Genomic DNA, 20,484 nt, shown 5'->3' with positions numbered 1-20,484 from the left:
CGTACTGGTCTCCTCGATCAGCTTGGATGCCGGTCTCTACGCGGCCGGTTAGCGTTGCAACAGCGATTGAAAATGGGTGTAGACGCGCTCGGCGTCCGGCTCGAGCCCCGTAAAAATGCGCATCGCGTCGACCGCCTGGTAGACCGCCATGCCGCCGCCGCTCAGCGTGCGGCAGCCGAGCGCCTCGGCTGCCTGCAGCAGCGCCGTGCGAATCGGGAAATAGACGATGTCGGCAACCCATAGGTCGCGGTGCAGCAATTCGGCCGGCAGCGGCAGGCCGGGCATTTTGGCCATGCCGGTCGGCGTCGCGTGAATCAGCCCTTGGGCGGCGGCGAGCGATTCTTCGAGCGAGGTGCCCGCGCTGACCTTGGCTTTCGGGAAACGCGCCTGCAATTCGTCGGCGAGCGATTGCGCGCGGGCGGCATCGACGTCGAACAGCGTCAGCGACTGCGCGCCCATGTTCAGCGCCGCGTGCGCGACCGCCGCGCCGGCGCCGCCGGCGCCCAGTTGCACGACGCGTTCCAGCGACACGTCCGGCAGGCCGCGCTGAAACGCGCGCGCGAAACCGGACCAGTCGGTGTTGTGACCGATACGCTTGCCGTCCTTGAACAGCACGGTGTTGACCGCGCCGAGCGCGCGGGCGTCGTCGGACAGTTCATCGAGCAGCGGAATCACCGCCTGCTTGCACGGATAGGTGATGTTCAGGCCGTTGTAACCCATCCGTTCGGCCGCGGTCAGCAGCTCCGGCAGCGCGGCGGTATCGAGCTTCTGCGCATCCAGATCGATGCGTCGGTACACGTAATGCAGACCAAGTTTGCTGCCCTCTTCCTCGTGCATTGCGGGCGTGAGCGAACCGCTGATGCCCGAGCCGATCAGTCCGACCAGAAAGGACTGGGGCGTGGCCCGCAAACTCGCCTGCGCATTGGCCAACGCGGCGATCTGCGCGTCGGTCCGGGGCTTTTCCTGAGTGTTCGCTTGAGTGTTCGCTTGAGTGTTCATTTGGCCGCCCTATTCTTAAGAATCGTCGCCATCCGTTCCAGCGCGAGCACATAGCCCTGCGTGCCGCAGCCGACGATGATCGCGTCCGCCACCGCCGACACGTATGAGTGATGCCGGAACGCTTCGCGCCGATGCACGTTCGAAATATGCACCTCGACGACGGGCTTTTCGATCGCCGTCAGCGCGTCGGCGATCGCGACTGACGTGTGCGTGTACGCGGCCGGATTGATCACGATGCCGTCGACCTTGGTGCGCGCCGCGTGCAGCCAGTCGATCAGTTGATGCTCGGCGTTCGACTGGCAGAAGTCGATCGCGAGGTCGAGGCGCTCGCCCGCGTCGCGGCACAGCTTCGCGACGTCGTCGAGCGTTTCCGAGCCATAGATGGCCGGCTCGCGCGTGCCCAGCAGATTGAGGTTCGGTCCGTTCAGGACCAGTACGGAGGCAAAGCTCATGACAACGACTCCCACAAAATAAAGCGCGACTCGAACCGCGGCACTCGCGACGGTTCTTCGACGCATGGCGAAGTGTGCGCTCATCGGCCGTCACCGTCATTCGGGGTTTCTACGAATTTGTACCATCTAGTTAGTTTGTATAGACTGTCGAAACTCGCCGGCTAGTGTGGGGTATTCTGGTCTGCGTCTTGCTGCAGTGCGTAACGAACTCGCTCATTTTGCGCACTGCAGCAAGCCCGACAGGCAGCGCCCATAGGCGCGCCGCAGCGGTTTGTCTCCTTGTTTCCCCTTCGTTTGTCCGTCTTTGCAGGAGCCGTTCATGCAACGTTCGATAGCCACCGTGTCGATTAGCGGCACCCTAGTCGAGAAGCTGAGCGCGATCCGCGCGGCGGGCTTCGAAGGTGTCGAAATCTTCGAGAACGACCTGCTGTATTTCGACGGCTCGCCGGCCGACGTGCGCCGCATCGCCGACGACCTCGGCCTGAAGATCATGCTGTTCCAGCCGTTTCGCGATTTCGACGGCGTCAGTCCTGAACGGCTCGAGCGCAATCTCGACCGTGCGAAGCGCAAGTTCGACGTGATGCATGAGCTCGGCACGGACCGCATCCTCGTGTGCAGCAACGTGTCGCCCGAGACGATCTGCGACGACTCGCTGATGATCGACCAGTTGGGCTCGCTGGCGCGCGCGGCCGAAGCGGCCGGCGTGATCGCCGGTTACGAGGCGCTCGCCTGGGGCAAGCACGTGAAGACCTACCGCCACGCGTGGAAACTCGTCGACGCCGTGAACCATCCGAGTCTCGGGCTCGTGCTCGACAGCTTTCATACGCTTTCGCTGAACGACACGCCCGATGCGATCGCCGACATTCCCGGCGAGCGCATCGCGTTCGTGCAGATCGCGGACGCGCCGAAGCTCGCGATGGACGTGCTCGAATGGAGCCGCCACTACCGCTGCTTCCCCGGCCAGGGCGACTTCGACCTCGCGAACTTCACCGCGCAGGTCGTCAAAGCCGGCTACAAGGGCCCGCTCTCGCTGGAAATCTTCAACGACGGCTTTCGCGCCGCCCCCACCACGATTACGGCCGCCGATGGCCATCGCTCGCTGTTGTTCCTCGAAGAGCAAACTCGCGCGCTGCTCGAAGAGCAGCAGCAACCGCAGAAAACGACGGGCGAGCTGTACCGCTCGGCCGCCGCACCCGCGCACGTCGGCTATCAGTTCCTCGAATTCGCGGTCGATCACACTACCCGCGCGCAACTCGCCGACTGGCTCGGCAAGCTGCGCTTTCGCCAGGCCGGCCAGCATCGTTCGAAGGACGTAACGCTGTATCAGCACGGCGCGGCATCGATCGTGCTGAACGCAGAGCCCGATTCGTTCGCGAACGCGTTTTTTCAGCAGCACGGCTTATCGCTGTGCGCATCGGCGTTTCGCGTCGACGACGCGAGCCAGGCGTTCGAGCGCGCCGCCGGCTTTGGCTACTCGCCGTTCTCCGGCCAGATCGGGCCGAACGAGCGCGTGCTGCCGGCCGTGCAGGCACCGGACGGCAGCCTCAACTATTTCGTCGACGAAACGCCGGATCAGCCCACGCTGTTCGAAGCCGATTTCGTGCTGACTGACATCAACGGGCCGACCGAGGTGGGACCGCTCGAGCGCATCGATCACGTATGCCTGTCCGTGCCGGCGAGTGCGCTCGACACGTGGGTGCTGTTTTTGCGCACCGCGTTCGGCTTCCAGGCCGAGCCGGGGGTGCTCGTGCCCGATCCGTACGGCCTCGTGCGCAGCCGCGCGCTGCGCAGCGCCGACGGCTCGGTGCGTATCGCGCTGAATGCGTCGGTGGATCGCCACACGGCGGTGGCCGAGGCGCTGCACACTTATCACGGCTCGGGACTGAACCACGTCGCTTTCAGTACCGGCGACATCTTCAGCGCGATCCCCGAATTCGTCGCCGACGGCGTGCCGATCCTGCGCATTCCGCGCAATTACTACGACGACCTCGCGGCCCGCTACGCGCTTTCCGACACGCTGCTCGAAGCGATGCGCGCGAACAATATCCTGTACGACCGCGACGAACGCGGCGGCGAGTTCTTCCACGCTTATACGGAGCAACTCGACCAGCGCTTCTTCCTCGAAATCGTCGAGCGGCGCGGTGGTTATGACGGCTACGGCGCGGCCAATGCGGCGGTGCGGCTCGCGGCGCAGGCGCAGCGGCGCAAGTAACGGGCAGGCAGACACCCCAGGCACGGCGGCGGCTTCGTCATTGGAAAGTCGCCGCGACGATACGGATTTGGTGTTTCAGGCACGCGATTTGCGGCCCAGGTCGGTCAGGTTCGCCGTCTCGATATAATGGCGGCTGTTTTGGGGTCCAGCCCGCTCGACGCTTGGACCCGCGGCCGAATCGCCGAATCAACGCCAGGAGAGATATGAAGAAGTTCGCTGCAGTCCTGTCCCTTTCGCTGCTTCTCAACGCTTGCGCGTATTTCCAGAAAGACCCCGATTCCGGCGAACCCGTCACGGACACGACGACGCAGCGCTCCGTCGACGACGTGGTCGCCTGTCTGACGCAGTTGGCCAATCACCACAACGCCGCGTTCAAGTCGACCGGCATCCCGCAAGGCCAGATGCTCGATTTCGGCGACTCGAACATCATCAAGGTTCGAAGCGACAATGGCGCGACAACTTACCGTTTCTATGCGGGCAAGCGTCATGTAAGCAATCTGTGGATCGAATCGGCAGCCAAGACCTGCGCGCCATAAGGCTTGGTGGCGCATAAAGGAGAAGTTGCGGGGGCCGGAACCTGACCCATTGCAACGTTCATGTCACGGTGTTACAGGACAATGGAGTCTTAAGAATCGTTTAAGACTTCGTCCGCAACATCCCCGGACATGTCCCCGCACGAGGTGCGCTCCATGAACCAGCCCGAACCGAATACCAACGAAACGCCGGCCAAGCGGCCCACTATCCTGCGCCGTCTGTTGAGCCATCACGAACTCGCGACGCTGCTGCTGCTGTTGCACGCACCGATCGATGCATCCGCAAAACCCGAAATTCCGCAGCTTTACGAAGCAGGTCTCGTCGAGACCGTTTCGAACGACGCGGGCACGCAGCATATCCGCCTGACGTCCGAGGGTAATGCGGTGTTGCGGGGGCTTGGGGTGAAGTAAAGCACGACCATCGTAACGATTTGAGGCCGCGGCGACGATCGACGTTACCGCGGCCTTTTTCATTCCGGCCTCTCAAGCCTGCCACACCCCATATCCCGCCTCGCGCAACCCGATCGCCAGCTCCACTTCCATATCCTGCGCGCCGCGGTAAGGCATCGGGTTGAACACTTCGTATAGTTCGGGCATCAGACGCAAGCCGTAGTCGCGCACATATCGATTCGCCTGAACGCCTGCCTTGTGCCGATCGAAGCGCAGGTCCGGGTCGAGCCCGGTCATACCGACGTACACGCACGGCTTGTCGAAATGGTAATCGGGATTCGCGCGACGAAAGCGCGCCTCGCTCCACACCTTGTCGTCGAGCGCGACGACGTACACGTAATAGTGATGTCCGCGACCGGCCATGACACGCCCGACGCCGCTCAGCCGCGCAGCGTGCCGTGCAGCAACATCCGGTATTCGGTTGGTGTGACGCCGACGGTCGCCTTGAATTGCCGCGTGAACGCACTGTGATCGGTGTAGCCGCAACGCGCGGCGACGTCGGTGACCTTGTCATGCGAAACCAGCAGCGCGGTCGCCGCATCGAGTCGCGTTTTCAGGAGCACCTGGCGCGGCGTCAGATGAAACACCTTGTGAAAGTAGCGCTCCAGCTGCGCGACCGACATGTCCGCCATCGCCGCAAGCTGCTTCAGGTTCAGCGGCTGCACGTAATTCTCCTGGATCGACCGCACGACGGCCGCAAGCCGGCTGTAGGCCGGGTGGCTGCTTTCGTCGGCTTTCAGATCGCGGGAGATGCCGGCAAGGCCAACCACCTTGCCGCTCGCATCGCGCAACGGCTGTTTGCAGGTCAGGCACCAGCCCGGTTGACGGCCCGGATACAGATGCAATTCGAGCTGATCGAGCATCTGGTTGCCGACGCCGATGATCGCCTTGTCCTGCGCGGTATAGATGCGCCCGAAGCGGCGCGGAAACACGTCTTCCGCGGTCTTGCCGAGCAGCGCCGCCTTTTCCTTGAAGCCGCAACGCGAAGCGAGCGTGCGATTGACGAGCGCGTAGCGCGCGTCCGCGTCCTTCACGAAGAACACGACATCCGGCATTGCATCGAATACCGGCTCGAGCAACCTGAAATGCGACAGCATGCCGGACAGCGTCGTATCGTCCGGTTCGAGCGGATGAGCCAGCGTGTTCATCGTGCGGTTCCGTTGGTGCGTGCCTGGTTGATTGCGTTGGGTTGCCTTCGCGGATTACTGCGCCGGTGCGGCCGCGCAGCCTGATCGTGCAGTCGATAGCGATCGATTATAGAGCCGCGCGCCGCCTGCCAATATCTGTCGAGGGTAAGCGCGCAGCCGTCACAGCGCCGCTGTCGGCGGCTCGGCGGCGCTCATCAGCGTGCCAATTTGCGCCGGGCTGAATGGCGGACGCGGCGCGGCGGCCGGCCAGCCGAAGTACAGGCTCGCGGCCGCGCCGCAGATGCGCCCCTGGCAAGGGCCCATGCCGCAGCGCGTCTGCAGCTTCGCGTCACGCCAGTCGGCGCAGCGGCGCACCTCGCCGACGCTCACGTCCTCGCAACGGCACAGCAGCGTCGCATCGGCAGGCGGCGTGCGAGCCGCCTCGCCCAATGCGAACGACGCCGCGACGCGCGCGCCAAAGCCCCGCCAGCGCGCGCGCTGCGTAACGAGCGCCGCCAGTGCGGCGCGTTGGGTAGCCACCGCGCCGCTCGCCACGAGACCGGCGATCTCGCCTTCCGCGCAAGCGAGTTCCGCGCCGCCCACGCCCGTGCACTCGCCCGCCGCATAAACGCGCTCGAGCGAGGTGCGCTGTCCAGCGTCGACGGCGATTTCGCCCGCGTCGTTGATCGTGCAGCCGAGCGCTTGGGCAAGCGTGACGTTCGGCAGCAGTCCGTAGCCGCACGCGACGCGCTCGCAATCGAGCGTCACGTCGCGCTCGCCGCGCCGGATCGTCACCTGCTCAACGCGCTCGGCGCCGCGGGCTTCGCGCACGATGCTGCCGCTCCAGTAGCGCAGTCCCGCGAAGCCGCGCGTGAGACTGATCGCCTGACGCAGCTTCGCAGGCTCGCGCAGCAGCGACACGCCGAACCGCGCGACCTTCGCCGCCGATGCCTGCTCGACCACCGCGATCACATGCGCGCCGGCCTCTCGCGCGGTGGCGAGCGCCGCCATCAGCAGCGGGCCGCTACCGGCGATTACGATGCGTTCGCCGCGCACCGGCATGCCGCCTTTGATCAGCGCCTGCAATGCGCCCGCGCCGGTCACGCCGGGCAAGGTCCAGCCGCGAAACGGCAGAAGACGCTCGCGCGCGCCGGTCGCAAGAATCAGCCTGTCGTAGGTGATCGACACGCCGCCTTGTTCGGCGGATTCGAGCAACAAAGCTTGAGCGCCGAGCGGCGCGATCACGCGCGTCGCTGGCCAGTAAGTGACGTTTCGCTGCGATAGCAACGCCGCGAGCAATGCATGCAGCGGCGCTTGCGGCGGATAGCCGGGCCCCTGGCGCCAGATCTGGCCGCCGGCGCGCGGGTTGTCATCGATCTGCGCGACCGTCGCGCCTGCCTGCGCCGCCGCTCGCGCGGCATTGAGCCCGGCCGGACCACCGCCGATCACCACGATGTCGAAGTGCCGCGTCATGCGTGTACTGTCCCGTTTCGTGTCTGCACGCGCTGGCCGTCGCGGCACTGCGTCTGGCACGCGAGCACGTGCGAGCGACCGTCGATCGTCACGCGGCACTCCTGGCACACGCCCATCCCGCACAGCGCGGCGCGCGGCTCGCCTTTGACCGACAGACGCGAGCCGCGGATACCCGCAATAGCGAGCGCTGCGGCCACGATCGTGCCGGGCTTCACTTCGATGCTGCAACCGTCGACCGTCAATCGGATGCTAGCCGCGTCAGGGTTAGTCATGGGCCACCTGTTCAGCAAAACGGACCGGCAGATAAGGTTCGAACGGAATCGGCGCGGCGTGGCCCGCGATCTGCGCGGCGAGCAGTTTCGCGGTCGCGAGCGAGGTCGTCACGCCAAGCCCTTCGTGACCGACCGCAAGCCACACGCGGGACGTGGAATCAGAGCCAAGTTCGGGCGCAAACTCGCCGGCCGGTCCGATCAGCGGCAGGCCGTCCGGCGACGCCGCACGAAAGCCCGTCCACGCGCGGATGCCGCTGAGCGTCGGCAACGCCGGCAGATACAGCGCTGCGCGTTGCAGCATCTGCGCGAGCACGGGCATCTCGACGGCGGGATCGGTCGTTTCGAATTGGCGCGACGAGCCGATCAGCAATTGCCCGGTCGGACGCGGCTGCGCGTTGAACGCGACCGACGTGCCGGTCGCGTGATGTGCGCTCTTGATGTAGCCGAGCTCCAGCAGTTGATGACGGATCAGCCCCGGGTAGCGGTCGGTGATGAGCAGATGGCCTTTCTTCGGCTGCATCGGCAGCGACGGTAGCAGTTGGGCCGCGCCGAGGCCGTTCGCGACGACCACGTGCGCCGCGCTGATGCACTCGCCGCTCGCCAGCGTCACACCGCCTGCATCGATCGACATGACCTGCGCGCCGAGCCGCACGCTGATATTCGCCGCGTGCGGCGATTGGGTGAGCAGCCATTCGGCAGTGGTCGGCGCATACACGATGCTGTCGTGCTCGATGCGCAAGCCGCCGGCCATCGATGGTGCGAGCGCCGGTTCGCAGGCGCGCAACCCGGCCGAGTCCACCAGTTGCGCGGCGACGCCTTGGCTTCCAAACGCCGCATGCATTGCGCGCGCGGCTTGCCATTCTTCGTCGTCGGCTGCGACCCACAGTGTGCCGCAGCGCGCGAACGCGTCACGCGCGCGCAGCTGCGGCGCGAGTTCGAGCCACAGCTCGCGCGAATAGCGGCTCAGTGCGAATTCGGCGGGCGAGTCGTTCATCACGACGATGTGGCCCATGCCGGCCGCCGTCGCGCCGCCGCCGATGCGCTGCGCGTCGAGCACGTCGACGCGCATGCCGAGCGCGGCCAGTTCCGCCGCGCACGCGGCACCGACGATACCCGCTCCGATGATCAGCGCGTCCGGGCTCATGCGGTCCGGATACCCCACGCGAACGGATCGCGCTCATCGAAACACAGACGCCCCTCGGCCATGACGTGCGCGTGACCGGTGATGGTCGGAATCACATGGACGCCGTCGCCCGCGGCGCGATAGCTCGCCTCGAACACGCTGCCGATGATGCTCTCCTGGCGCCACACCGCGCCTTCGGCGAGCTTGCCGTCGGCCGCGAGACACGCGACCTTCGCGCTGGTGCCGGTGCCACACGGCGAGCGGTCGTACGCATTGCCCGGACACAGCACGAAGCTGCGGCTGTCGAGGCCCTCGCGCGAGCCGGGTCCGAACAGCTCGATATGGTCGATCAGCGCGCCGTTCGCGCCGGTGATGTTCTGTGCGATCAGCGCGTCGCGAATCGCCGAGCTGAAAGCGGTCAGGCTCGCGATGTTCGCGGCTTCCAGCTCTTGGCCATGCTCGGCGACGAGGAAAAACCAGTTGCCGCCCCAGCCGATGTCGCCGGTCAGCACGCCATAGCCAGGCACGTCGACCTGCACGGCCTTGCGGTGGCGATACGCGGGCACGTTGCGCACTGCGACGCCGCCGTCTTCGTTCAGCGCCGCCTCGACCACGCCGACTGGCGTTTCGATCCGGTGCCGTCCCGGCCCGATCCGCCCCATGTGCGCGAGCGACACGACGAGCCCGATCGTGCCGTGCCCGCACATGCCGAGATAGCCGACGTTGTTGAAGAAGATCACGCCGGCCGCGCAGCCCGGATCGTCGGGCTCGCAGAGCAGCGCGCCGACCACCACGTCCGAGCCGCGCGGTTCGGTGACGATGCCGGCGCGCCAGTCGTCGAAGCGGGCGCGGAAAACGTCGAGCCGTTGCGCGAGCGTGCCGCCGCCCAGGTCCGGGCCACCCGACACCACGAGGCGGGTAGGCTCACCGCCGGTGTGCGAGTCGATGATGTTGAGGGTTTTCATGTCGCCCATGGTAGGAATCGCGGGCGGGTGGGTCTTGGTGCGCGTGCGCGCGGATTGAGACGATTTCGGCATACCGGGACGATGCTTGATCCGCCGCGCGCGCGGCGCGCGGAACGTCCCGCTATTGGGTATCGGCGTCGACAAACATCACTCCGGACACGGCACCGAACGCCACTGGCCAGCCCAACAGCCTATAACGCGGATTTCAGCATATACCCGGCCGACTGCAAATCTTCACCCCCCGAGCACAGGGTCGCCGACCCGCAGCAAGCGGTAGCCACTCCTGTATATAGGCTGCAGCCGGAAACCATTACGCGGCTCGATCGCGAGCGACAGACGCAGCCGCGACACGTGACTGTCGATGGTCCGCGTGTATTCGCGCAGCTCGCGGCCCCACACCATCGCGAAGATATGATCGCGCGACATCACGCGATCGATGTTGGAAAAGAGCAGCACCGCGATCCGGTACTGCGTGGGTGACAACGGCACCGGCTTGCCGCGCAGCGCGACGGCCCGGCGGACCGTGTCGAAGCGGTAAGGGCCGATCTCGAAGCAGGTCGCGGCGCTGAAGCTCACCGGGTAAGCGCGCCGCAGCAGCGCCGCGACTCGCGCGCGAAACTCGGCGTCCCGCAACGGCAACGCGAGGTATTCGTCGGCACCGCCAGCGAGCGCGCGCACCATGCTTTCCTCCGATCTGTCGTTCGACACGAACATGATCGGCACGTGCTCGCCTGCCACGACGCGCATCGAGCGCAACAGGTCCGCGCCGGCGGGCCGCGTATCCTGCCAGTCGAGTACCAGCAGATCCATCGTGGAGTGCACGAGCGATTTCGACATCGCGCGGCCGTCGTCATACGCCGCGCAGAAATGGCCGGCTCTCACCAGCATTGATTCAATGGACCGACGCATGACCGGGTCACGCTGAAGGACAGCTACGCGCATGGAATGGACTCTCGATAAGGACTAGCGGGTCATTCTCCGGGACGCACCCCGATCCCTCCCTTCGGAGCATTCCTAATTTCCGCGCTTTCTTCGCTCAATTGGGCGCTTCCGCGGCACTTCCGCTTTCATCCTGTAAAATCCGCGCCGGCCTCCGTCGTCAGCGCGCCCGCCCTATCCGGACGGCGCGCCCGTGTTCCGTGCTCTACCCAGCGCTTGCCACACTTCTCGCCCGACGACCGCCATATGTCCACGCGTGACCCGCGTGGCTCCCAATTCAACGAAAGATATGGCAATGCAAGCAACAAATCTGGGTGGAGCGCAGGCTGTCACCCCACGCCCGCTTGGGCACAGCGACTACAAGACACTCGGTCTCGCCGCGCTCGGCGGAGCGCTCGAGTTCTACGACTTCATCATCTTCGTCTTCTTCGCGCCCGCGATCGGCCAGCTGTTCTTCCCGGCGGCGATGCCGGACTGGCTGCGTCAGGTGCAGACCTTCGGCATCTTCGCGGCCGGTTATCTGGCGCGGCCGCTCGGCGGCATCATCATGGCGCACTTCGGCGACCTGTTCGGCCGCAAGCGGATGTTCACGCTGAGCGTGCTGCTGATGTCGGTGCCGACGCTGCTGATGGGCCTGATGCCCACTTACGCGAGCATCGGCGTGCTCGCGCCGGTGCTGCTGCTGCTGTTCCGGGTGATGCAGGGCGCGGCGGTCGGCGGCGAAGTGCCGGGCGCATGGGTGTTCGTGTCCGAGCATGTGCCCGGGCGGCACGTCGGCTATGCGTGCGGCACGCTGACGGCCGGCCTCACGGCCGGCATTCTGCTCGGCTCGCTGATCGCGTCCGCGGTCAATCGCCATTTCACGCCCGCCGATATTTCCGAGTTTGCTTGGCGCATTCCGTTCCTCATCGGCGGCGTGTTCGGCATGTTCTCGGTGTATCTGCGCCGCTGGCTGCACGAGACGCCGGTGTTCGCCGAGCTGAAACAGCGCAAGGCGATCGCCGCGGAAGTGCCGCTGAAGGCCGTACTGCGCGATCACGGCCGCGCGGTGGTCGTGTCGATGCTGCTCACGTGGATGCTGTCGGCGGCGATCGTCGTCGTGATCCTGATGACGCCGACGCTGCTGCAAAAACAATTCCACATCGAGCCGGCCACCGCCCTGCTCGCGAACTGTGTCGCGACGCTGTGCCTGACGATCGGCTGCGTGATGGCGGGTTCGATCGCCGGCCGCATTGGCGCGGGTCGCACGATTTTCGTCGGCGGCGTTGCGCTTGCAATCACGTACTACGTGATGTTTCGCCAGTTGGCCGTCGACACGTCCCTGCTCGTGCCGCTGTATGCACTGGCCGGGCTGTTCGTCGGCGTGATCGGCGCGATTCCGCTCGTGATGGTCCGCGGATTCCCGCCGGTGGTGCGCTTCTCGGGCATTTCGTTCTCGTACAACGTCGCGTACGCGGTGTTCGGCGGTCTGACGCCGATCGCCGTGTCGCTGATGATGAAGTCGAACCCGCTGGCCGCGCCGCTGTATGTCGCGGCGATCTGCGTGCTGGGCGCGCTGACTACGCTGTTCATCAAGGACGCGCCGCAGGGGCGTTGAGGAGCCGACGCCGGAGCTCGCTTCGTCGATCCGCATCCAGCGCGTCGACGAGGCGCTGCGCGACGGCGCGGCCTTCGACGCGCCGTCGCTCGCACGGGCGACATCCATACTTCACGCCACACCGAAACGTGGCACGCTGCATCGGGCATACGATGCAGTCATGAACTCATCCACACCCTCCTTTTCGCCCGCCCTCGGCCGCGTTCTCGCGACCGTCAGCGTCGGCTTCGTGGTCACGCAACTCGACGTGACCATCGTCAATATCGCGCTGCCACGAATCGGCGCGGATCTGCACGCGAACGTCGCGGGACTGCAATGGGTCGTCGATGCGTACACGCTCGCGTTCGCCGTGCTGATGCTATCGGCCGGCGCGCTCGGCGACCGCTTCGGCGCGCGGCGCATGTATGCGTGCGGAATCGTGCTGTTCGCGCTCGCGTCGCTGGCCTGCGGACTCGCGCTCGACGCCCCGATGCTCGTCGCCGCACGCGCGGTGCAAGGCATCGGCGCGGCCGCGATGCTGCCGAATTCGCTCGCGCTGCTCAATCAGTCGTTCGGCCACGAACCGAAGCTGCGGGCGCGCGCGGTCGGCCTGTGGACCGCGTCCGGCGCGATTTCGATCGCCGCCGGGCCGGTGGCCGGCGGTCTGCTGATCGCCGCGTTCGGCTGGCGCAGCATCTTCCTCGTCAATCTGCCGATCTGTGCGGCGGGCCTGCTCGCGACGCTGCTGTGGATTCCGCGTCCGCAAACCGCGCAGCGCGGCGCGCCCGCCGCCGCTCGCGGCAACACCGGCGCGATACCGCGCGGCATCGATCTCGGCGGCCAGTGTCTCGCGATCGTCGCGCTGACCGCGTTCGTCGCCGCGGTGATCGAATGGCGGCCGCTCGGGCTTGCGCATCCGCTGGTCGCCGGCGGCTTCGTGCTGGCGCTGCTGGCGGCGGTCGCGTTCGTGTTCGTCGAAGCGCGTGTCGCGAGCCCGATGCTGCCGCTGTCGCTGTTCGGCACGCGCACGTTCAGCGCCGCGGTGCTATTCGGCATCTGCGTGAACCTGACGTATTACGGCATGGTGTTCGTGCTGAGCCTCTACCTGCAGCGTGTGCGCGGCTACACGCCGCTGCAGGCGGGCCTCGCGTTCCTGCCGCTGACGGGCGGCTTCCTGATCTCGAACGTCGCGAGCGGCTGGGTGATCGGCCGCCTCGGGGTGCGCGTGCCGATGATCCTCGGTGCGATCACGGCCGGTCTCGGCTACGGCCTGCTGCATCTGGTCGATGCCGACACGCCGCTGATTGGCCTGCTGCTGCCGTTTTTGCTGATTCCGTCGGGCATGGGACTCGCGGTGCCCGCGATGACCACGGCGGTGCTCGCATCGACCGAAGCGCGGCGCGCGGGCACGGCGTCGGCGGTATTGAACACGGCGCGCCAGGCCGGCGGCGCAGTGGGCGTGGCGGCGTTCGGTGCGCTCGCGGGCGGCGCCGCCGCGACCCAGATCGTGCCGGGGATGCAGGCGGCGACGGCGATTTCGGTGGGATTGCTGGTGCTGGGTCTCGTGCTTGCGTGTTTCGTGCATCCTGAGCCGCACGCGACGGCATCGTCTGGGCGCGGGGCGAGAGCCGCGAGTAAGTAAACGGTGTGTGTAACGCAGGCGCCTACAGCGACGCCTCCTGAATCGTGCCGGTATCGATTGCGCGCTCGATCAGGCCTTCGTCGCGCGCCTTGGCGATCGCATCGGCGACCAGTTTCTCCGGGTCCCCGATCTCCGCCTTCAGCGTGCCGATGAATCCGGACGCATCCAGAACCACCAGCGTCTTCGCAGAATCGGCGAGGCTGATGATCACGCGATGCGGCGTCGCCCCTTCGCCGAGACTCGCGCACAGTTGTGTCATCTTGCCGCCGATCATTTGCTCGAAGTTCTGAATCATCATCTGCTCCCTTGATTGGCGCCGATTGGAAACCCTGCTGGTAGCAGGATGCGGGCCGCGCCCTACAGGCCGCTGAGTCCGCTGCGCGGCGCGCGCGCGTTGTCGATACTCAGACGCCCCGCGCCGGTGACGAACAGCAGCAGAAAACCGCCCGCGATTCCGATGTTCTTCCAGAAATGAATCACCATGTCGTGCTGCAACGCAGGGTCGGTGATATTCCAGAAGTCGTGGCCGAGCACCGCCGTCGCGACCGTATACACCGCCATGATCAGCGCGAGCGGTCGCACCTTGAAGCCGACCACGAGCAGCAGGCCGCCGAGCACCTCGACCGCGGTTGCGATCGGCGCGGCGATCTGCACGAACGGCACGCCCTTCGAATGCAGGTAGCCGACGAAGCCCGCATAGCCCAGCAGCTTCATCACCCCGCTCCACAGGAACAGCACGGAAAGCGCAAGACGGGCGATGAAAATAATGCCGAAATCGACGGGACGCGACATGGGGGGACTCCTGTAATGAATAAGCAGCAGACCCGAATAGACGGGCTCAGTTCCCCGCCTCGCCCCTGAGCATATGTGCAATGGCGACGATTTCCAAGCCCGCTCAGCCCGGTGGATAGGTGGCGACCTCGATCAGGTTGCCGTCCGGATCGCGGCAATACACCGAGGTCATCTTGCCGCGCGCGCCGTCGCGCTCCACCGGCCCCTCCTCGATCGCTACGCCTTGTGCGAGCCAGTGCGCCTTGACCTCGTCCGGGCTCGCGGTGGTCACGAAGCACAGGTCCGCCGTGCCCGGCACCGCCTCGCGCGACGTGAACCAGACGACGCTGTCGGCCGACGCGGGACGCAGATTGATCTTCTGGTTGCCGTAGGTCATCGCCACGCGCATGCCGCTGCGCGACATGAACTCGGTGCGTCGCATGCCGAGCATCCGCGCGTACCACGCCGCGCTCACTTCGACGTCCGCGACGTTCAGAACGAGATGATCGAGACTGTCTAGCTGGAAGCTCATGGTTGTGCGTGCGGCGCGTCCGGCGCGAGCAACACGCCCTTCGTGAACACGAAGCAACCATAGCCGCGCTCTTCGCCTGTCGCGATCACGCAGTATGCGCGGCGCGCACGCTCGTAAAACGCGAAGCGCTCGATCGACACGAAGGGCACCTCGCGCCCCTCGCCCGCATTGACTTCGGCTTGCGCTTCGCGCTGCACCGCGGGAATCGCGTGCGGCTCGCCCACGACTTCCATGCGCGAGGCGGGATGCTCGATGAAGGTGTCGAGCGGCAGCACCGACAGCACCGCGCGGATCGCGCGCGGCGAACTGACGCCGTCGAGGCGCAGCGGCCTGCCGAGCACGGTCTCGCGCGCGACCGCGTCGGCCGGGAAGTTGGCGTCGCAGATCACGAGCTCGTCGCCGTGGCCCATTGAGCGCAGCGCGTGCAGGATATCGGCGTTCAGCAGCGGGTCCAGATTTTTCAGCACGAGGTCTCCTGGTCGTTCGGTTGGGAACATGCCGCGGCGGTGAAGTCGTGCGTGTCACGCAATCATCCGCACGACGATCGATTGTAGCAAGCGCGTCGCGGGTCTTGCGGCGCTGCGCTCGCACCGCATTGCCAGCGTAGCCATCCGACCACGGCGAGCAGCACGAGCCCCGCGCCGCCGAGCACCGGCTCGCGCCAACCGAACAGTGCGATGAACATGAACGCCCGCGCGCCGCCGAGCAGCGCAAAACCGGCGATCGCGCTCGATACCGCATGGAGCGCGGCCGCGACGCGCAGCAACGCGAGATGGACTTGTGCGGGCCTGGCGGCGGCGGGGTCGTGCATGATCGTCTCCGTGAAAAGCGCCTCAGGCGGCGCCGGGGGTTTCGTCGAGGAATCCGGTGACCGCTTGCAAGCGTCCATGCGCGTCCACCACGCCGAAGTCCGAGCCCTTCACGATCGCCTCGCCGGCGGGCGTCGTCAGTGCCCACGAGAAGCGCAGACGATTCGCGAAGCCGTCGACGTCGGTCGTGCGGCGAAACGTGTGATGCGGAAAACGCTCGTGCACCGCGCGGATCATCGCGTCGATGCCATCGTGGCCCGCCCCCGCCAGCAGCGGGTCGCGATATTCGGCGTCGGCGCTCCACGTGGCCGCGATCAACTCGCGACGACGCGCGCCATCGGTCTCGTTCCAGGTATCGAAATAACGGTCGATCAGATCGGTATGTGCATTCATCTCAAACTCCTCGATTGGCAGGACTGAGCACTTCGCGCGTCATACGCATCGCATGCGGCGGGCTCGGAGTGAAGATTGACGGTTCGCGTGCATTGCGTCGATTACGTGAGAGGTAATCAAGCGGATGCAGCGTCTTTCACTGTCCTTCACGCCAAATAGGCCATTCGGCCGAGTCGTCAAGAACCCTTCGCATCGCTAACCTCACGAAGCCTGCCGATGACACCGCGAGGCGGGCAATGCAATGAAGAGGAGGACGGCTTGGACCGCTTTATCGAGACACTTTTTTCGCTTGCACGACCGTATCCTCGGGGATACAATCATCCGCAGATCGAAACACCGCGCGTATGCACGATCAACTGCACCGAAGAGTTCGATCGTTGGCTTCACGGCCTCACCGACCTCAAGGCGAAGGCGCAAATTCTCGTGCGAATCCGGCGCGCGGAGCGCGGGCTTTTCGGCGACGCGAAGTTGCTGGAAAACGGCGTGTTCGAGATGCGCATCGATTGCGGCCCGGGTTACCGGGTCTACTACGCGCGCGAGGGGCGCATGATGTATCTGCTGCTGTGCGGGGGTCACAAGTCCACGCAGCAGGCCGATATCAGGCATGCCGGAACAATGTGGGCAACCATCAGAAAGGAACGGTCATGAGCAAGATCAAAACGGCACGCTTCGACGCATCGAAGTACCTCGACAACGACGAAATGGTCGCGGCCTATCTGAACGCCGCGCTCGACCAGGGCGACTCCGATCTGCTGCTCGCCGCCATTGCGGACATCGCCAAGGCACGCGGCATCACGAAGATCGCCGCGGCAGCGGGCCTGGGCCGCGAAAGCCTGTACAAGACACTCGCGCCCGGCTCCAAGCCACGCATGGACACGGTCCTCAAGCTGGCGAGTGCGATCGGCGTCAAATTCACCGCCGTGCCGCTGCGCATGGCCGCCGCCTGAGCGGGGCGCCGCGCCGGCCACGGTGTCGCCCGAATTCGCGCGTGGCGGCCGAGGCAGGTGCAATAGTTGGCGCGAATCGACGGTATCGGCCGCGCATCGCGTTGGTTGAAACTGGCGGGGCATTACCTCTTAGGTAATCGATTGCTTGCACGCTTTGGCTATCATCGGTGGCATGAACACACTCTCTATCGCACAAACGGCTCCGTCATCCCCGTCGAGAGGCACTCGGGCGGTCGGCGAACTTCTCCGCGAATGGCGGCAACGGCGGCGCATGAGTCAGCTGCTGCTCGCCACGGAGGCTGACATTTCGACGCGCCATCTGAGCTTTGTCGAATCGGGGCGCGCGCTACCGAGCCGGGAAATGGTCATGCATCTCGCCGAGCGTCTCGACGTGCCGTTGCGTGCGCGCAATGCCCTGCTCGTAGCGGCCGGCTACGCGCCGCTGTTTCGCGAACGTCCGCTCTCCGACCCGCAGCTCTCCGCCGCGCGCGAAGCCGTCGAACTGGTGCTCAAGGGACACGAGCCCTACCCGGCCCTCGCGATCGACCGGCATTGGACCATCGTCGCGACCAACAATGCGCTTGCGCCGTTGTTGAGCGGCGCGAGTCCCGAACTGCTGAAGCCGCCGGTCAACGCGCTGCGACTGAGCCTGCATCCGCAAGGCATCGCGGCGTCGATCGTCAACTGGCATGCATGGCGCGAGCATGTGCTGGCCCGGCTGCAACGGCAGATCGACGTCAGCGGCGACGACACGCTGAGCGCTCTGCGCGACGAACTGGCCGGCTATCCCGCGCCGCCTGATGCAGACGCGTCGATGCCGGACGACGCAGTCCTCAACCAGATCGCCGTGCCATTGCGGCTGCGCACGCCGCTTGGCGTGTTGTCGTTTTTCAGCACTACCACGGTGTTCGGCACGCCGGTTGACGTTACGCTGTCGGAACTCGCTATCGAGGCGTTCTTTCCGGCGGATCAGCAAACCGCGGCCGCGCTGCGCGAGTTTGCCGAACACCAGCGCGACTAGTCCGCCGCGTACCCGGTCCCCCGACTCACCACGAACAAGTGATATGTCCGTCAACGCCGATACCCTGCTCATCCGCCAACTCGGACCCACCGACCGGGACGCCTATTTCCAGTTTCGTCTGCGCGGGCTGAAGGCGCACCCGGCTTCGTTCGGACAAAGCTACGACGAAGCGCTCGCGAAAGGCCCCGCGCAGCATGACGCGACGTTGCTGGGCTCGGAGGCGGAAGGCTCGTTCCTACTCGGCGCGTATGCATCAGCGGATGCTCCGCTGATCGGCGTCGTCGGTCTGCTGCGCAACCAGGCCCACAAGGAACGGCACAAGGCGAACGTCGTCGGCATGTATGTCGCACAGGAAGCGGCTGGTCGTGGGGTCGGGCGTGCGCTGCTCAGCGAGTTGTTGACGCGCGCCGCACGCGTCGACGGTTTGCGGCAGGTGCAACTGACCGTAGGTAGCCGCAACGACGCGGCGCGCAAGCTGTATGAATCGCTCGGCTTTCGCAAATATGGTTGCGAAGTCGGCGCGTTGGACGTCGACGGCGAATTGCATGACGAGGATCTGATGGCGAGATTCCTCGCATAGCGCCCCGGAAGCACTGACAGCGCCCCCCTGCGGCCGATTCCGGTGCCTCGGCAAGGTTGTAAATTATCGGCGCCCATTGCAGCAACATCTGTCAGGCATCCTGCACGGCCCTGGCTCCTCGCCGTCTTCGTCGGCAACGAAATCGGCACACGTTTGCGACCGCTTTTCGGTCTCGGCGCCGAACGAATCCGCCCGTCCGCCTGCCGACCGCACCGAGCCGTTACAAATCCCGCCCTGGTTTGCGCAGTTGTAACTGGGGGCGCATCTTGCTGTTACACCCCTCATCCGTCCCTCGCCCGAGGTGCAAGACGAGTATTTATTACCGTCTATTCCATCGCTTTCCATTTCCTTTCCAATTCAAAACGAATTTACCGATCGCCGCACGGAGGCAGATGCGTGGCGCGAACAAGTACGCTCGGCGCCCACCCAGCAAGGGTTTTCATGGATTAGAGGCGACTCTCGAAAGGCTAAAAATCCACTTGGCATCATTCATTACAACGGCGTGAAAAAGTTACCGAAAAATGATGTGGTTTTTTGAGATATTTTTTTATGGAGGGATTGATTTCTGGTTTTACCCTTCATACAATTCGTCCCGAGCTGTTACGAAATGTAACGTCTTGTATCAAATGTTCGCTGTCTGTAGCAGGTAGCAACATGTAGCCGGAGGCAGCGTTTCCGGCGAGGCAGAAAAGACATAACGGCGCAAAGCCGACATAGAAATTCGGGGCTTCGGAAACAGAGAAAATGGACCGTAGCAGCGAGACGCTGGATTCAATCCGCGAGATCAATTTGTCTTACATCATGCTCGCGCAACGCATGTTGCGCGAGGACAAACCGGTCGGAATGTTCCGGCTGGGACTGTCGTCGGAACTGGCTGATTTGCTTGCCGGGCTGTCGCTCGCGCAAATCGTCAAACTGGCCTCTTCCGACCAGCTTTTGTGCTTCTTCCGTTTCAACGACCACGCGATGCTGTCGGCGTTGACGCAAACGACGAAGCACGCCGCAGTTGCACCGACCCACACGGCGATCCTGCTTGCAGGCCAGCCCGCCGAGCAATTTGCCTGATCGAGATGACTGCAATGCTCAAGCGAAGCCTGACCGAAGACGCACAGGAAGTATTTCGCGCGATCGCACTGATCGAGCTCGGCGCCCGCATGCAGGTGCTCGAGAGCGAGCTGACGCTGTCGCGCGACCGTATGATCCGCCTGTATCGCGAGGTCAAGGGCGTATCGCCGCCCAAGGGCATGCTACCGTTTTCGGCGGACTGGTATATGACGTGGCTCGCGAACATTCACGCGTCGCTGTTCTACAACACGTACCTGTTCCTGAAGAACGAAGCGCGTTGCTCGCATCTCGATGCGCTGACCAAGGGATATCGGTTGTATCTCGAACATTGTCAGCACAGCGAAACCGAGCCGGTGCTCGATCTGACGCGCGCGTGGACGCTCGTGCGTTTCTTCGACGCGGACATCCTGCAGCTGACCCGGTGCTGCCGCTGCACCGGCAAGTTCGTCGCGCACAAGCACGACCTGCAGCACAACGTCGTATGCGGCGCGTGCCAGCCACCGTCGCGTGCCGGCAAGACGAAGAAGGCAGCCGCCGCGCGCCGGGAAGCGCTCGGTGCGGCGCAGGCCGCGCAGGCCGCCTGACCGTTCGAGGCGCCCGTCG

At 65.2% G+C, this 20,484-nt stretch carries 26 protein-coding genes; 11 read left to right on the top strand and 15 right to left on the bottom strand.

Annotated features, from left to right (window positions below):
• Nucleotides 1-48: 48 nt before the first annotated feature.
• Entirely contained in the window at nt 49-999 is a 951-nt protein-coding gene (locus AB3X95_RS14425) for a shikimate dehydrogenase (RefSeq protein WP_368621656.1), read from the bottom strand.
• Nucleotides 996-1,451 (bottom strand): type II 3-dehydroquinate dehydratase, encoded by a 456-nt coding sequence (gene aroQ / locus AB3X95_RS14420; protein ID WP_176106530.1) that lies wholly within the window; start codon nt 1,449-1,451, stop codon nt 996-998. Before aroQ ends, AB3X95_RS14425 begins: the two co-directional genes overlap by 4 nt.
• A 319-nt stretch (nt 1,452-1,770) precedes the next feature.
• On the opposite strand from aroQ, the gene AB3X95_RS14415 reads away from it, so the two are divergent.
• The 3 genes from AB3X95_RS14415 to AB3X95_RS14405 all read left to right on the top strand — a co-directional run bounded on the left by AB3X95_RS14415 (nt 1,771) and on the right by AB3X95_RS14405 (nt 4,607).
• Complete coding sequence (locus tag AB3X95_RS14415; protein ID WP_176120216.1) at nt 1,771-3,663, top strand: bifunctional sugar phosphate isomerase/epimerase/4-hydroxyphenylpyruvate dioxygenase family protein; 1,893 nt, start codon at nt 1,771-1,773, stop codon at nt 3,661-3,663.
• Nucleotides 3,664-3,866: 203 nt separating this feature from the next.
• Entirely contained in the window at nt 3,867-4,199 is a 333-nt protein-coding gene (locus tag AB3X95_RS14410; protein ID WP_176106532.1) for a hypothetical protein, read from the top strand.
• Nucleotides 4,200-4,352: 153 nt separating this feature from the next.
• Complete coding sequence (locus tag AB3X95_RS14405; protein WP_176106533.1) at nt 4,353-4,607, top strand: hypothetical protein; 255 nt, start codon at nt 4,353-4,355, stop codon at nt 4,605-4,607.
• Nucleotides 4,608-4,679: 72 nt separating this feature from the next.
• Here AB3X95_RS14405 and AB3X95_RS14400 read toward each other — a convergent pair whose 3' ends face one another.
• The 7 genes from AB3X95_RS14400 to AB3X95_RS14370 form a co-directional block, all read right to left on the bottom strand.
• Nucleotides 4,680-5,009, bottom strand: a complete 330-nt coding sequence (locus AB3X95_RS14400) for a hypothetical protein (protein ID WP_176120214.1) — start codon at nt 5,007-5,009, stop codon at nt 4,680-4,682.
• A 17-nt stretch (nt 5,010-5,026) separates the two neighbouring features.
• Nucleotides 5,027-5,794: an AraC family transcriptional regulator gene (locus AB3X95_RS14395; RefSeq protein ID WP_176120213.1), complete on the bottom strand. Its 768-nt coding sequence runs from the start codon at nt 5,792-5,794 to the stop codon at nt 5,027-5,029.
• Nucleotides 5,795-5,953: 159 nt separating this feature from the next.
• Nucleotides 5,954-7,246 carry an FAD-dependent oxidoreductase gene (locus AB3X95_RS14390; protein WP_368621655.1) on the bottom strand — a complete coding sequence of 431 codons (1,293 nt, stop codon included), beginning with the start codon at nt 7,244-7,246 and terminating at the stop codon, nt 5,954-5,956.
• Complete coding sequence (locus AB3X95_RS14385) at nt 7,243-7,518, bottom strand: (2Fe-2S)-binding protein (protein ID WP_368621654.1); 276 nt, start codon at nt 7,516-7,518, stop codon at nt 7,243-7,245. The genes AB3X95_RS14390 and AB3X95_RS14385 overlap by 4 nt, the downstream gene beginning before the upstream one ends.
• The gene (locus AB3X95_RS14380) at nt 7,511-8,662 is read right to left on the bottom strand and encodes an NAD(P)/FAD-dependent oxidoreductase (protein WP_368621653.1); all 1,152 of its coding nucleotides are present in this window, start codon (nt 8,660-8,662) and stop codon (nt 7,511-7,513) included. The genes AB3X95_RS14385 and AB3X95_RS14380 overlap by 8 nt, the downstream gene beginning before the upstream one ends.
• Complete coding sequence (locus AB3X95_RS14375) at nt 8,659-9,615, bottom strand: 4-hydroxyproline epimerase (protein ID WP_368621652.1); 957 nt, start codon at nt 9,613-9,615, stop codon at nt 8,659-8,661. Before AB3X95_RS14375 ends, AB3X95_RS14380 begins: the two co-directional genes overlap by 4 nt.
• A 225-nt stretch (nt 9,616-9,840) precedes the next feature.
• The gene (locus AB3X95_RS14370; protein WP_368621651.1) at nt 9,841-10,548 is read right to left on the bottom strand and encodes a response regulator transcription factor; all 708 of its coding nucleotides are present in this window, start codon (nt 10,546-10,548) and stop codon (nt 9,841-9,843) included.
• Between the two features lie 292 nt (nt 10,549-10,840).
• Here AB3X95_RS14370 and AB3X95_RS14365 point away from each other — a divergent pair, with 292 nt between their 5' ends.
• Together AB3X95_RS14365 and AB3X95_RS14360 are read left to right on the top strand one after the other, a co-directional pair.
• On the top strand, nt 10,841-12,142 hold the full coding sequence (locus AB3X95_RS14365; protein WP_368621650.1) for an MFS transporter: 1,302 nt from the start codon (nt 10,841-10,843) through the stop codon (nt 12,140-12,142).
• A 160-nt stretch (nt 12,143-12,302) separates the two neighbouring features.
• A complete protein-coding gene (locus AB3X95_RS14360; RefSeq protein ID WP_184225110.1) occupies nt 12,303-13,763 on the top strand; it encodes an MFS transporter in 1,461 nt (486 codons plus the stop codon).
• 22 nt (nt 13,764-13,785) lie between these two features.
• On the opposite strand, the gene AB3X95_RS14355 is transcribed toward AB3X95_RS14360, so the two are convergent.
• The 6 genes from AB3X95_RS14355 to AB3X95_RS14330 form a co-directional block, all read right to left on the bottom strand.
• Nucleotides 13,786-14,058 carry a hypothetical protein gene (locus AB3X95_RS14355; RefSeq protein ID WP_176120431.1) on the bottom strand — a complete coding sequence of 91 codons (273 nt, stop codon included), beginning with the start codon at nt 14,056-14,058 and terminating at the stop codon, nt 13,786-13,788.
• Between the two features lie 62 nt (nt 14,059-14,120).
• The gene (locus tag AB3X95_RS14350) at nt 14,121-14,555 is read right to left on the bottom strand and encodes a DoxX family protein (protein ID WP_176120206.1); all 435 of its coding nucleotides are present in this window, start codon (nt 14,553-14,555) and stop codon (nt 14,121-14,123) included.
• 103 nt (nt 14,556-14,658) lie between these two features.
• Nucleotides 14,659-15,066, bottom strand: a complete 408-nt coding sequence (locus AB3X95_RS14345; protein ID WP_368621649.1) for a VOC family protein — start codon at nt 15,064-15,066, stop codon at nt 14,659-14,661.
• On the bottom strand, nt 15,063-15,533 hold the full coding sequence (locus AB3X95_RS14340; RefSeq protein WP_176106544.1) for an RbsD/FucU domain-containing protein: 471 nt from the start codon (nt 15,531-15,533) through the stop codon (nt 15,063-15,065). Before AB3X95_RS14340 ends, AB3X95_RS14345 begins: the two co-directional genes overlap by 4 nt.
• 62 nt (nt 15,534-15,595) lie before the next feature.
• Entirely contained in the window at nt 15,596-15,877 is a 282-nt protein-coding gene (locus AB3X95_RS14335; protein WP_176120204.1) for a hypothetical protein, read from the bottom strand.
• 22 nt (nt 15,878-15,899) lie between these two features.
• Entirely contained in the window at nt 15,900-16,268 is a 369-nt protein-coding gene (locus tag AB3X95_RS14330; RefSeq protein ID WP_368621648.1) for a nuclear transport factor 2 family protein, read from the bottom strand.
• 258 nt (nt 16,269-16,526) lie between these two features.
• Here AB3X95_RS14330 and AB3X95_RS14325 point away from each other — a divergent pair, with 258 nt between their 5' ends.
• The 6 genes from AB3X95_RS14325 to flhC all read left to right on the top strand — a co-directional run bounded on the left by AB3X95_RS14325 (nt 16,527) and on the right by flhC (nt 20,465).
• Nucleotides 16,527-16,916 (top strand): type II toxin-antitoxin system RelE/ParE family toxin, encoded by a 390-nt coding sequence (locus tag AB3X95_RS14325; protein WP_368621647.1) that lies wholly within the window; start codon nt 16,527-16,529, stop codon nt 16,914-16,916.
• Entirely contained in the window at nt 16,913-17,215 is a 303-nt protein-coding gene (locus AB3X95_RS14320) for an addiction module antidote protein (protein WP_176120202.1), read from the top strand. The genes AB3X95_RS14325 and AB3X95_RS14320 overlap by 4 nt, the downstream gene beginning before the upstream one ends.
• Before the next feature lie 172 nt (nt 17,216-17,387).
• Nucleotides 17,388-18,236, top strand: a complete 849-nt coding sequence (locus AB3X95_RS14315) for a helix-turn-helix domain-containing protein (protein ID WP_176120201.1) — start codon at nt 17,388-17,390, stop codon at nt 18,234-18,236.
• Between the two features lie 43 nt (nt 18,237-18,279).
• Nucleotides 18,280-18,816, top strand: a complete 537-nt coding sequence (locus AB3X95_RS14310) for a GNAT family N-acetyltransferase (RefSeq protein WP_368621646.1) — start codon at nt 18,280-18,282, stop codon at nt 18,814-18,816.
• 744 nt (nt 18,817-19,560) lie between these two features.
• The gene (gene flhD, locus AB3X95_RS14305; protein ID WP_018434215.1) at nt 19,561-19,881 is read left to right on the top strand and encodes a flagellar transcriptional regulator FlhD; all 321 of its coding nucleotides are present in this window, start codon (nt 19,561-19,563) and stop codon (nt 19,879-19,881) included.
• Nucleotides 19,882-19,895: 14 nt separating this feature from the next.
• Complete coding sequence (gene flhC, locus AB3X95_RS14300; protein WP_176106550.1) at nt 19,896-20,465, top strand: flagellar transcriptional regulator FlhC; 570 nt, start codon at nt 19,896-19,898, stop codon at nt 20,463-20,465.
• Nucleotides 20,466-20,484 lie beyond the last annotated feature (19 nt).

Source organism: Paraburkholderia sp. BR13444 (genome assembly GCF_040948755.1).
Lineage (GTDB): Bacteria > Pseudomonadota > Gammaproteobacteria > Burkholderiales > Burkholderiaceae > Paraburkholderia > Paraburkholderia youngii.
The sequence above is the reverse complement of the archived record's forward strand: the minus strand, read 5'-3'. Positions and strand labels throughout refer to the sequence as shown.